At 45.8% G+C, this 13368-nt stretch carries 11 protein-coding genes; 7 read left to right on the plus strand and 4 right to left on the minus strand.

The annotated features are described in order from the left end of the window. Positions 1-50 precede the first annotated feature (50 nt). Positions 51-2441 carry a glycoside hydrolase family 2 protein gene (locus tag AC1DCV_RS17245; protein ID WP_477024300.1) on the minus strand — a complete coding sequence of 797 codons (2391 nt, stop codon included), beginning with the start codon at positions 2439-2441 and terminating at the stop codon, positions 51-53. Positions 2442-2781: 340 nt separating this feature from the next. Here AC1DCV_RS17245 and AC1DCV_RS17250 point away from each other — a divergent pair, with 340 nt between their 5' ends. From AC1DCV_RS17250 to AC1DCV_RS17265, 4 genes are all read left to right on the plus strand, one after another. Beyond that, positions 2782-4230 carry a circularly permuted type 2 ATP-grasp protein gene (locus AC1DCV_RS17250; protein WP_477024301.1) on the plus strand — a complete coding sequence of 483 codons (1449 nt, stop codon included), beginning with the start codon at positions 2782-2784 and terminating at the stop codon, positions 4228-4230. Positions 4231-4247: 17 nt separating this feature from the next. Further along, a complete protein-coding gene (locus tag AC1DCV_RS17255; protein WP_477024302.1) occupies positions 4248-5183 on the plus strand; it encodes an alpha-E domain-containing protein in 936 nt (311 codons plus the stop codon). Positions 5184-5195: 12 nt separating this feature from the next. Further along, entirely contained in the window at positions 5196-6182 is a 987-nt protein-coding gene (locus AC1DCV_RS17260) for a transglutaminase family protein (protein WP_477024303.1), read from the plus strand. A 207-nt stretch (positions 6183-6389) separates the two neighbouring features. Continuing rightward, the gene (locus AC1DCV_RS17265; RefSeq protein WP_477024304.1) at positions 6390-7604 is read left to right on the plus strand and encodes a glycosyltransferase family 87 protein; all 1215 of its coding nucleotides are present in this window, start codon (positions 6390-6392) and stop codon (positions 7602-7604) included. Positions 7605-7680: 76 nt separating this feature from the next. Here the strand turns inward: AC1DCV_RS17265 and AC1DCV_RS17270 are convergent, their stop codons facing one another. After that, positions 7681-8262: a PhnA domain-containing protein gene (locus AC1DCV_RS17270; RefSeq protein WP_477024305.1), complete on the minus strand. Its 582-nt coding sequence runs from the start codon at positions 8260-8262 to the stop codon at positions 7681-7683. A gap of 103 nt (positions 8263-8365) precedes the next feature. Here AC1DCV_RS17270 and AC1DCV_RS17275 point away from each other — a divergent pair, with 103 nt between their 5' ends. Continuing rightward, a complete protein-coding gene (locus AC1DCV_RS17275) occupies positions 8366-8926 on the plus strand; it encodes a dihydrofolate reductase family protein (protein WP_477024306.1) in 561 nt (186 codons plus the stop codon). 5 nt (positions 8927-8931) lie between these two features. Here AC1DCV_RS17275 and AC1DCV_RS17280 read toward each other — a convergent pair whose 3' ends face one another. Next, complete coding sequence (locus AC1DCV_RS17280) at positions 8932-9528, minus strand: TetR/AcrR family transcriptional regulator (RefSeq protein WP_477024307.1); 597 nt, start codon at positions 9526-9528, stop codon at positions 8932-8934. 104 nt (positions 9529-9632) lie between these two features. On the opposite strand from AC1DCV_RS17280, the gene AC1DCV_RS17285 reads away from it, so the two are divergent. Beyond that, complete coding sequence (locus AC1DCV_RS17285; protein ID WP_477024308.1) at positions 9633-10466, plus strand: alpha/beta fold hydrolase; 834 nt, start codon at positions 9633-9635, stop codon at positions 10464-10466. Positions 10467-10546: 80 nt separating this feature from the next. On the opposite strand, the gene AC1DCV_RS17290 is transcribed toward AC1DCV_RS17285, so the two are convergent. Beyond that, positions 10547-12892 (minus strand): right-handed parallel beta-helix repeat-containing protein, encoded by a 2346-nt coding sequence (locus AC1DCV_RS17290; RefSeq protein WP_477024309.1) that lies wholly within the window; start codon positions 12890-12892, stop codon positions 10547-10549. Positions 12893-12979: 87 nt separating this feature from the next. On the opposite strand from AC1DCV_RS17290, the gene AC1DCV_RS17295 reads away from it, so the two are divergent. Beyond that, on the plus strand, positions 12980-13162 hold the full coding sequence (locus AC1DCV_RS17295) for a hypothetical protein (protein WP_477024310.1): 183 nt from the start codon (positions 12980-12982) through the stop codon (positions 13160-13162). Positions 13163-13368 lie beyond the last annotated feature (206 nt).

Here is a 13368-nt window from a genome sequence, read left to right on the forward strand (position 1 = left end):
AATATTTCATGCGCATGAAATATTCCGCCGTTTTTATTTTGGTACTATCTTTAGTTCATAAACGCCTCTATCTTCTTTTTTTCAGACAGTTTCACAAACTGACCATACTTATCCAGGTACTCTTTTGCCACTGGTATAAACCCTGCTTTATCCTGTTTATTCAACAGGTAAATAGTTTTTGCCCGCAGAAATATTTCTTCGCCGGGGGCGCCATAAGGTTTTACGTTGGCATAGATGGCTGACCAGTCTGGGTTAGCGCCACCATCCGGCACCGCTGGTGCAATGAGATCCTGGTAAATCAGGTTCATCATTTTCACGGCGGCTTGCCGGGCCCCCATGGCTTTATCGATAGCATCCACATTATTACGGATAATGGTGAATCCGGTATCCCTGGTGCTGCCGGTTACCTGCATCACATAACGGAGATCTTCTTCAGAATATGGCTGCTTCATCATCGCAAAATAATCAGCACCTGCCATGGCGGCGCCTTCCTTATCGCCGGCCTGTACGGCCATCATCGCCATCTTCCGTAAAAACTCCGGTTCTCTTTTTCCATCAATATATTCCTGTAGTACAGCGCTGTACAAGGCCGCGGGTTCTGTGATATCTGCATCTGCAGCGGTAACTTCCGGAACAGGACCAATATCAGGATTCAGCGCTGCATGTATTTTCCTTATTTCAGCGAAAGGAATTTTCACTACCTGGCGATCATAGGTAAGTAATCCGTTCTGTTCTCCTTCCACATCAAATGGCTGGGTATAGATGCTGGCAGATAAGCCCTGTCGCTGCAGGAGTTGCAGGTGCTGATTCATGATGGCATATTTCGCTTTGAGTGCACCGGGCTTTTCCAGGATGTATCCCCAGGCGCTGCTCACGTTCCACTGATGATCCGGAATAAATACGCCGATGCCGCCAAACTCGCCCAGCACCTGTGCTTTGCCTGGCATCCGGATCGCATTCATAGGGTTGGGATAACTGTGTACATCAGTCAGGTCTGCACTGATATAAGCATTGGGACTAGGGCTGCGCAGTTTATCATTTACATAGAGATATTCTCCGGAGTGTCCGTTCACCAACCTGGAGGGATCTGTACGTTTAATCCACTCCGTTAGTCGTTGCTGATCAAATTGTCCCCACTTTTCGTTAAACAGCACCCAGGTAGTGATGCTGGGATAGTTTTGTAGTTGTGCCAGTGTTTCTTTGCATTGTTGTTCAAAGGCGGCTTTGGCGCCTTCCGGCAAACTATGATTAGGACTCACCATGTCCTGCCATACCAGTATGCCCAGTTTATCTGCCCAGTAGTACCATCTTGCCGGCTCCACTTTAATATGTTTGCGGATGGTATTAAAGCCCATGGCTTTGATCACTTTGATGTCGAACGACAACGCCTCGTCGGTGGGCGCAGTATATAAACCATCAGGCCAGAAGCCCTGATCCAGCGTGCCCAGGTTGAAGTAAGGTTTGTTATTAAGCAGGATGCGATCCACTCCTTTGGCATCTTTACCGATGGAAATTTTCCGCATGCCGAAATAACTTTTCACCTGGTCTACCGTTTTATTTCCCTTCCGCAAAGTCACGGATAAGTCGTACAGGAAAGGGCTGGCGGGTGACCATAATGCGGCATCGGGTACTTTCAACGGCAGCTTTACGCCGCTGTTGCCTTTAATTCTGCCAACTTCGGTTCCTGCTTTTAAGGCTACTGCTTCTACGGTATAACCTGCGGGTGCATTTACCGTTACATGCAGTATTCCGTTATCGATATCCGGTGTGATATGAAGACCGGAGATATAATCTGTGGGTACTTTTTCCAGCCATACGGTTTGCCAGATGCCGGAGCTGGGGGTATAATAAATATCGGCCGGATTCAATACCTGTTTACCGTGAGGGCCAATGCCCCGATCGGAGGGGTCATACACTTTCAGCACCAGCGTATTTTCCCCTGGTTTTGCTGCGGCCGTAATATCAATGGTAAAGTTCGTATAGCCGCCGGTGTGAGTTCCTACTTCTTTGCCATTGAGATATACTTTGGTTTGCCAGTCTACCGCGCCGAAATGCAGCAAGGTTCTTTCACCAGCTGCCGGGGTGATGCTGATCTTCCGGCGATACCAGAGGCGTTGTTCCGGTTGTAAACTTCTCTTTACGCCGGATAGAGCAGACTCCAGGGGAAAGGGTACCAGTATTTGTCCATCGAACGTGGCAGGTTCTTTTGCTTCCGCAGTGGTGATAGCATATTCCCATAGGCCGTTGAGGTTTTGCCAGTCTTTACGTTCCAGCTGAGGGCGGGGATATGCTGTCAGCGCATTTTCGGGAGTTACTTCTTTCGCCCACCTCGACTGAATGGCGATGGGCTGCATTTTATATCCCTGCTGTGCGGACAGCTGCATACAAATAGTGAACATGGCCGTGGCCGGCAACAAATGTTTGACGATTAGTTTTAACATAGTGATGTTGAAAATTATTCTTTATTGGTTAATTGAGTACTGCGGCAGGGGTAAGACTATGAAAATCGGTTGATGATATAATTCGTCGATGAAACAGGTCCGGGCGTTAAACAAAAAGCATCAAAATATACATAATTATCGGGGATTAAACAGCGCTAACTTTTGGAAGATGTTAATCTCATTATTTTCAATTTTTATTAATATTAATAAATATAATAATGTTCATATTTATCACCATAAAATCAAAAATAAACCTACTATCTATGTAATTTTTAATTTATTCTGTGTATATTATTTAAAAAACGGCCCTTCATCATGGAATAGATAAAATATTACAAATATGAATACTATAAATCTCAACCGCTATCAGCATGTCTCCAACACCTGGGATGAAATGTACATTTCTGATAATCACCTCCGGGAACAGTATCATAAAATCATTGGTTACCTGGAAAATGAATCTGCCAATGATCTGAATAAAAAGGAGGAACTGGCCAAACGACTATTCATGAGTCAGGGTATCACCTTTACGGTATACGACAGCGGAGAAGGAATAGAAAAGATTTTTCCTTTTGATATCATTCCCCGGATCATCACCAGTGCAGAATGGTCTTTTATAGAAAAGGGCATTAAGCAGCGTTTAAAGGCTTTAAATCTTTTTTTGAAAGATGTATACAACAACCAGTTTATCATCAAAGATCAGGTGATCCCGGCCTCATTAATCTACTCCTGCCCTCACTTCTTACGGGAAATGCATCAGCTGAACGTACCCTATGATATTTACATCCACATCGCCGGCATAGATCTCATCAGGGATTATGACGGTACTTTTTATGTGCTGGAAGATAATCTCAGAACCCCTTCCGGCGTCAGTTATATGCTGGAGAACCGGGAAATCACCAAACGGCTTTTTCCTGATCTGCTCCCCCAGTGCAAAGTGCGCAGTGTAACAGAATATCCGGCGATCCTGTACAAAAACCTGCTGGCGCTCTCACCCCGACCAGTAGCCAATCCGACCATTGTGTTATTAAGTCCGGGTATGTATAACTCTGCCTATTACGAACACACCACGCTGGCCCGCCTCATGGGGGTAGAACTGGTGGAAGGACGCGACCTGGTAGTCAGGGATCAGAAGGTGTACATGAAAACCACCACCGGCCTGCAACAGGTAGATGTGATTTATAAAAGAGTGGATGATGAATTTATTGATCCCCTCGTATTCAATCCTAAAAGCATACTGGGCGTAGCCGGTTTAATGAGTGCCTACCGCAAAGGCAATGTGGCTATCATTAATGCTACCGGCAACGGTGTGGCCGATGACAAAGCCATATACAGCTATGTGCCGGACATGATCCGCTATTATCTCAATGAAGATCCCCTGCTGAAAAATGTACCTACCTACAGTTTAGGTAACCCCGAACACAAGGAATACGTTTTCAGGAACATGCACAAAATGGTGATCAAGAAAACCAATGAAAGCGGCGGCTATGGCATGTTAATGGGGCATGCGGCCAGTGAAACCGATATCGAAAATTACAAAAAAGAAATACTCAAAGATCCCCGCAACTTCATCGCACAACCCACCATCAGCCTGTCTACCGCCCCTTGTTACATGGATGGCATGTTGCAACCACGGCGGGTAGACTTAAGGCCTTATGCGCTCGTAGGCCCCGATGGTATCTCTATTGTACCGGGCGGCCTCACCAGGGTAGCGCTGAAAGAAGGTTCGCTCGTAGTAAACAGTTCACAAGGTGGTGGCAGTAAAGACACCTGGGTTTTAGCATCTTAAATTTATATCTATCGCCTATGTTAAGCAGAGTAGCATCCAGTTTATATTGGTTAAGCAGGTACGTAGAACGCAGTGACGGCATCCTGAGAATGCTGAAAATTAACTACGCGTCCTCCCAGGACACCATCCAGGAATTTACCTGGACGCCGGTGATCCGGATTTCTTCCGGCGGAGAAACAGCCGAAACATCAGCTATTAAAAACGATAGCCGCTCAGTAGTGGAATATCTTCTTTTTAACCGCGACAATCCCAACTCTATCATCAACATGGTTACGCTGGCACGGGAAAACGCCCGCAGCGTACAGGAACATATTGCCAAAGATCTGTGGCAATGCCTGAATGAATATTATCATACCGTAAAAGATCCCAAATTGCTCTGGTATGTACAAAAAGATGATCCTGTTACCGCACTCGACATCCTCATCAAACAGGTCATGCTTTATTATGGCACGGCCGGCAGCATCATGGAACGTGGCGAAAGCAGGAGCTTTATGAGCATCGGCAAATACCTCGAAAGAAGTATACAGTCGATCGATATCCTCGATATCAAATTCATTTCTATCTCCAACAACCCCGATCTGCTCACCGATACTTCCTACTGGCAACATCTGCTGTTATCTCTTGGTGGTTACGAACTATATCTGAAAACTTACCGCAAAGGTTTCGAAGCAGAAAATGTGCTGGAACTCGTGATGCTGAATAACGACTTTCCCAGGTCCGCCAAGTATGCCGTACATAATATTCACCGCTATTTTGAGCGGCTGAAAAGTGATAAGAATATAGATCATTATAACCAGTTGTCTTTTAACATCGGCCGGCTGAACAGCACCATCACGTATAGTTCCGTCAACAGTATGAAAGCAGAAGGCCTCCATAATTATCTTGTTAAAATCCGCAGTGAATTATATGGCATCGGCAATCTTTTAAATGAATACTATTTCGCGAACGCTTAACTATTATCGTATATGCCCGTTTTTAAAATAAAACACCTCACACATTACACCTATGAAGCACCGGTGCGCGACAGTGCCAACCAAATTGTCCTGTATCCCATTAAAGATGAGTACCAGAAGGTTATCCGGCACGAGCTCAACATCTCTCATCATCCGGAGATAGAAGTATTTAAAGATTATTATGGCAATGAGGTGGGCATTTTTACGCAGCATGAACCACATCATGAATTAAAAATTTTTTCAGGAAGTTGCGTGGAAACCACCGCCAGGCCATTGCCCGCAGATGAGCTTCCGCCTGCAGCACAGTGGCAGCTCCTGGACGACATCCAATACGATGTGGCCTATATCGATTACCTCAAGCAGGAAATGTTTGATCATGCCGCACTGCTGCGGGATACTTCTCTCGAATTAAAACAAACAAACGATACGCCTTACCAAACAGCGGTGAGATGCTGTGATTACGTGTATACTCATTTTGAATATATCAAGGGCGTTACTACTGTAGATAGTACACTGGAAGAAATCCTGGAGCTGAAAGCGGGTGTATGCCAGGATTTTGCGCATGTGCTCACTGCCATGTTGCGGTTTGTAAAAATTCCGGCGCGGTATGTAAGCGGATATATTTGTCCGAATAAAAACGGAATGCGGGGAGAAGGCGCTACCCATGCGTGGGCAGAGGTATATATTCCTGAATATGGCTGGCTGGGCATTGATCCTACCAATAACTGCATTGCCAATGAAAATCACGTACGACTGGCGGTCGGTAGAAATTTCAGTGATTGCTCCCCCGTAAAGGGCGTGTACAGCGGCGGCTCCGGACATACATTGGAAGTGACCGTATCTGTTGGTTATGCAGATGATGATCATTTTGAAGCCGACAATCTTACACCACTCAAACAGGCAGCGAAACCTGTTCCGGTATCACATCAACCTCAAAAAAATAGTTATCAGCGACATCTGGAAGATATTATGCAACAACAACAGCAACAACAGCAATGAATACACGGATTTCCCGGTTGAACCGGGAAATCCTGTCGACCAATGGCAAAATGGGCAACTGGCGTGCCCTGCCGCGATTTGCTATTAATTCCTTAAAACAATTTCATAATTCACAAATAAAGAAAAAATTATATAGTTTTGCGCCTGACAACCTAATACGAAGAATTGTAACTACAACTGAAACTGTCACAACTTTAAAAGAGTAACATGCAACGCATAGCCATGAAAGGCCGCTGGGATGCTATCTGTCGCGCAGTTAGCAGCATTCCTCGGAAATATCTGTATACACTGTTCTTATTGATGGCCGTTGGCATATCATTTCACTCCTGGCATTCTTCTCAGGATATGGAGAAATGGACCCGTTACAATAACTTTCTGATCTTCAAAGATGCGTGGTCGCACCTGATACACAATCAGGACCTCTATATATTATATCCGGCTGAGTATTATGATCTGTATAAATACAGTCCTACTTTCGCCATGTGGATGAGTGCCTTTGCGTGGATGCCGGATGTGCCGGCGCTGATTTGCTGGAACATTATGAACGTAGTGGTATTTCTGATCGCGATCAGGAAGCTGCCGGTGAAAAAAGAACAACAATCTACCCTGTTGCTGTTCCTCGCCATAGAGATGATGATTGCACTGACCAGTTCACAAATCAACGTGCTGATCACCGGCTTTTTCATCCTCGCATGGCATTGCATGGAGAACAAGAAAATTTGGCTGGCCGCTTTATTGCTGGTAATCACTATTTATATCAAAATATTTGGCATCGTGGCCTTGTCGTTGTTCCTGCTGTATCCGCAACGCTGGAAAGCAGCTTTATACACGGCCTTCTGGACGCTGGTGCTTGCCGTGATGCCGTTGCTGGTCATTTCCCCGGAGCAACTAACCTTCCTTTACAAGAGCTGGGCACACTTGCTGGCCAATGATTACTCTGCGTCTTACGGTGTATCTGTAATGGGCTGGTGGCATACCTGGTTTAATATGGACATCTCCAAACAGACATTCATGCTCACTGCAGCAGCCATCTTTATCCTGCCATTTATAAAAATATTATACAGCAGGGAAACGAAGTTTAATTTGAGTATGCTGGCATCTGTACTGATATGGGTAGTTATTTTCAATCACAAAGGTGAGTCGCCTACTTATATTATTGCATTGACCGGGGTGGCTATCTGGTATTTCACACAACCGCCTACCCGGTTAAATACCACGCTGGCGGTGCTTACACTGGTATTTACCTCTTTTTCTTCTACTGATCTGATTACGCCTTACTGGATTGCCAGAACATATGTGGAGCCCTATGCGGTAAAAGCAGTTTTCTGTTCCATTGTATGGATGAAAATCGTGCTGGAACCATTCTTTGTAGCACAAGCAAGCAAAGTAGTGATAGTGGAAAAGCATCTTAAGGCGGCTTAAAAATATACCACCATAAGTAAGAAGGGCGTCTGTACAATGTGTAGTGCAGACGCCCTTCTTACTTATACGATGTCGGTTAGCTCTGTTTTCTTACATACTTGGTAAGAATAACAATCAGTTGTCCTTCTATTTTACCTTCAATTTGTTCGGTGTTATCCTCTACTAAACGAATATTCTTTACCACAGTACCCATTTTCGCATTCAGGGTAGAACCTTTTACATCGAGGGATTTGATCAGCACTACGGAATCACCATTTTGCAGCACGGCATTATTACAGTCCCGGTGCAGTTCTACAGCGGCATCATTATCATGATCGCCGGTAGCTTTTGCCCAGGCCAATGCTTCATCGTTCAGGTATATCATATCGAGGTTGTCCATCGCCCAGCTTTCATGCTTTAAGCGGTTGAGCATGCGCCAGGATACAATTTGCACACCCGGTATTTCACTCCACATAGAGTCGGATAAAAAACGCCAGTGTTCACTATTCAGTTCCGCTTTCTTTTCAATCTGTGATTTACATTGTTCACAGATCATGATACAATTATCCTGATCGCTGGAAGATTGGGGAGGCACTTCATAAACATTCAATGTATCAGTGGCCTGGCATAGCTCACACTTATTGTCACTCCTTTGCAGTAATAGTTCGTTCAGCTTCATAATATCCCTTATTGTAAAAAAATGTGCACGAAGGTAACGTTTTTGGGGTTGCGGTCCTATTCCCGCCGGTTCATTTGTTATAATAGTAACTAAAGCTAATTTCATGAGAAAGTTAACTGTATTCAACTTCATGACCCTGGATGGTTATTTTGAAGGACCCGCCAAGGGAGACCTCAGCTGGCACCGGCACGGCGAAGAAGAAAATAATTTTGCCACCGATATGCTCCAATCCGGCAATACCCTGTTATTCGGACGTATCACCTATGAGCATATGGCCGGTTACTGGCCTACTCCTATGGCATTAGCGCATACCCCGGAACTGGCTGCCGGCATGAATAACGCGGATAAGATCGTCTTTTCCCGGACTATGGACAAAGCCACATGGAAAAATACGCGGCTGATAAAAAGTGATATCGTGGACGCCGTTCGGAAAATGAAACAAACTCCCGGGCATGATATGACCCTGCTGGGCAGTGGCAGCATCCTCACCCAGTTTGCTGCTGCGGGCTTATTTGATGCATATGAGTTTATGATAGACCCCGTAGCACTGGGCAGTGGCAGCTCCATTTTCAAAGGATTAACCACACAGCTGGACCTGGAGCTGATCCAGGCCAAAACATTCAAAAGCGGAACAGTATTGTTGCAATATCAGCCACGGCGATAGCCCCATCATCCTTTCAGCAATATACGGGTGAGTACTGCCGCATCCGGCATGTGAAATTTATCTTTGAACATCAGCTTAAAACCGGCTAAACCCTGGGTGGCAGAAATAAAGGTGACTGCCAGATCAAATGGATCTCCCGGTACACATTCACCGGTTTGTTGCCCTTCACTTACAATGGCAGCAAGGTTCCTGATGGATTGCATCTTTCGGCTCATCAGCTTCCGGTCTTCCGTTTTATTGCCTGTTTCAAATAACTGCGATATCAGGATAAAATAATAAATGCCGGATTCTTTATGTACGCCCTGCATAAATGCTGCAAGAAACTGTGTAATCCTTTCTTTTACAGAGATATCCTGTGCCTGCAGCTGGTCAAATAGCGCCTGGGATTTATCCATGGCTTCATTAGCCAGCAGCAGGTACAGTTCCTCTTTGGACGAAAAGTAATGATACATTAATCCCAGGCTGATCCCCGTATGCCCCGCAATCTCCTTGATATTGGTGGCTGCCAGGCCTTTCCTGGAAAAAAGCTCCAGGCCCGATTTTTTTAACCGGGCGATGGTCAACTGTCTCATTTCCTCAAATTGCTCCTTTTGCTTTGGCATCTGTTTATTATTGAAATATTTTTCAATAATAATTTTTTTTATTCGAAAAATAAAATCACTTTTGCTTTATCATTGAAACATTATTCAATCATAAAACAATTACGATGACTACGAACCTGTTTACATATTCCAGCATTCAGTCGGCAGACGGCACCACCATTGGTTATCAGCAGGGCGGCAACGGCCCCGGTCTCATCATTGTACCCGGCACACTCAGCACATCAGCCGATTACACCAGGATTGCCACTATGCTGGCCAAAGCTTTTACTGTATATATCATCGACCGCCGCGGACGTGGCGCCAGCGGCGCACAAGGCAGCTCCTACAGCATCAGCAAAGAATGTGAAGATGTAAAAGCCCTGCAGGATGCTACCCACGCCCCTTATATATTTGGTCATAGCTTTGGCGGCCTGGTAACCCTGGAAACGGCCACCAGGTATCCCGGCTTCAAAGGCATCGTTTTGTACGAACCCGGTGTTTCCACTCAGGATAACGCTACCACCTGGGAATGGATCAATACCTACGAACAAGCCCTGAAAAAAGGAAAGCCCAGACAAGCCTTCACCAGCTTTGTACAGGGTGCCGGCCATACACCACTGAGCAAGATGCCCAAATGGTTCGCCGGCTTCATACTTCGTATAATGATAAGAGGTGATCACTGGCAGGGAATAGATGAATTGCTGGTGACCAACCTGAATGAGCATAAAGAAATTAAAAAGCTAAGCGGTACCTATTCCCGTTACCAGGAGATTAACAGCAATATATTGTTGATTGCCGGAGAAAAGAGCCCCGAATTTGTACATACTACCAATCAGCTATTGGCCAATACTATCGCTAACTCACAATGCCAGACACTTCCCGGCCTGAGCCATCTGTCACCTGAAAATAAAGAAGCACCGGAAACCATCGCCAACGAAATCATCCGGTTTCTTTCCTGACAATAAAAAAAAACGTGATACCACACCAATGGCATCACGTTTTTTTATGCAGATAGCTGAACGGTAATACCGTCACTGATTTATTTCAGCCGGAGCATTATTTCCCGGGGCTGCTGATTACGCATCACCATCACCGGAATTTTATCTTTCCAGGCAGCAGCTTTTACAATATCCAGCAGGTCGCTGGCTGTTTTTACCTTTTTCCCGTCTGCGGTAATGATAACATCTTTAACTTTTATTCCGGAAGATGACAACAAACTGTTTTCACCGGTGCTAAGCACCAACACGCCGGATTCATCTGCCAGGCCATAAGCGGACCGCTCCCCTAGTCCCACAATTGATTTTACTTTTCCACCAAGCAATGCGAGTCCTTCTGCACCAGCGGTGGCACTGCTGCTGCGACTTAAGAATACCGGTATTTCCGGTTGCAGTGCTATTTTCCGCAGGGCCGGCTGCATCACACCAAAGCTATCCATCGCGATATTATGAAAACCAATACGCAAAGCCGGTGAGTTATCCGCCACGCGGTAATTGCCCCGGGCTGCATCGATAAACTGCGGATCGCCCGCTATGCTATGTGCATCAGTGCCATTTTGTTGCGCTTCCTGCAAAGAGGCTGCATCCGGGAACAGGTTATAGTCTACCTGTTTACCCCAGTCACTGATCTGGATCGGGAAATATTTCCGGGTCACAATATTATGTGTAAACACATCACCGCTTTGCTTAAACCAAACATGCGGATGAAAAGAGTTGTTGACCATAACATTATTCTCTACTACCCGGTGAAATCCTTCTCTCAGCTTTAGTCCGCCATTCAGGCATACGTTGTTGTAAATATGATAATTGGAGGAACCATCGTCCAGGTCTATATCCCAGCCGTGGTCACAACGGAAACGGTTGTTCCGGATAGTGATGGTTTGCTGCGCATCCAGCAGAATCAACTCCGGATGTGCCGCTGTGAGACTGTCCATATAAGCGCGGTCGGGTGCCCAGTAACGGTCACGTCCCCACGAATTAAAGGCGCCATGATCACCGGTTTCCATCACTGTATTAAATACATCGTTGTATGCCAGCAGGTGACCGCCAAAACAGCCATCACCAATATTGATGCCTGCACGCGGAGTATTATAGATACTGTTATGACTCACCGTGATGGCGGAAGATATTTCTATCTCCACGCCGGTGGCCTGCTTTTCTATTTCGCCCGCATGGTGAATGAGATTGTTGGTGACAATACATTCCCTCGGATAATTATTGCTGGCCGGGCCGGGTGTTTTATCCAATTGCGCATAAGGTGTGAAGTCTTCATACCTGAAATTTGGCGACCGCACTGCTTTCACATCTCCCACAAAACAAACGGCGCTGGCGCCCAGGTGATGAATATAACAACCACTAATTGTATCATGGTAATTGTAGTTGCTCAGCATAATAGCATTGCCACCTACTTCACTAAACTCGCAATCCGTGATGTGGCAGTTTTCTGTACCATCAAACAATACCACCCCACCCCGATAGATGGTCCAGTCGCTGCGCAGCAGCGGCTCCCGGGTGTCCATAAATGTGCGTTCATTGTGTAAGAAATGCAGCCCACGCAGCGTCACATTTTTTACCGGAGCAGCGGCAGATCCGCGCAATACGATGCTGTTTTTCAAACGGGCTACTTCTACGCGGGCCTGCGGCAGTTGCACATCTCCCGAAGGATAATAATACAATTGACGGGCATTATTATCCAGGTACCATTCACCGGCAACATCCAGCTCTTCGGGGTTATTTTCTACAAAACGATATTCCGGATGCATGCCATTGGGGCGGTTATTTTGCCAGCCACCTTCCAGGGTGAGAGTGGTATCTTTTTTACCGGTGATGCGGTAATGAAAACCGCCCCAGTCGGAGGCATGCAGTGCATGTACATACCCATTTTCCGGATGCTGCCATTTGCGGGCATGGTCCAGGGCATCTTTGGCAGTACCGTGAAATACTTTTGCGGTGGAATCATAATTGGGATAACGCGCCAGCACCTGCAAACGACCATTTACATACAGGCGTTCAAAGGTAACACCTGCGGGCACTGCTGCCACATAGATGCCATTTTTCCAGGGCTTCCATTGCAGCGATAATAACCTGCCGGCACTGATGAAGACTTCCTCCTGCTGATAGGCACTTATCTCAAGACTGCTGCAGGTCATATCGGCGGCCTGCAGGCTGATTTCTTTTTCCAGGTAATAGGTGCCGCCATGCAACAACACCTTTACCTGTTCTCCTTTCCGTTTCATGGCCAGTTCTACTGCCCGGTTAACTGTTTTCAAAGGCTTTACCGCGGTGCCGGCCTGGCGGTCATTGCCATTTCCAGAGACATGCAAAACGGTTTGCGCACCGGCCAGTTGAACGGTGAACATGATACAACAAAAGAAGAAGATCTGTTTCATACTATTGATACTGCGGATTCTGTTTAATATTATTATTGGTGATTTCCTGTGTTGGTATCAGCCTGGTTTGGTTATACATGCCAAAAGGTGTACTCAGCGAAGCATCACGTACCGTTTAAAACACAAAACCTGACAGGTGCCTTCAAATGGGGATCAGACATCACCTTCACCAGCAACCACACTAAAGTACCCCACCAGGGAAAAGACGCACAGGGCAAGGAAATTACCTACAAGGAAATTAAATGCTGCTTCATTATCTTCCGCCATTAGAGATCTCAGTTCTTCATCACTGAGCAGATGCACTCCCCTTGACATACAGCCAATATTATTCATGAAAAATACGTGGCATTGAGCTACCCATCATGGCGCGCTGACCGGGCATATGACCTGCTCTGTACTTGAAATATAAAGATAAAGTCCACATTCACAGTGGGAAAAGAGCGAGTTGCGAAAAAAATATTGATAAAAAAGAAAAT

It is taken from the genome of Chitinophaga sp. 10T418, from assembly GCF_056394125.1.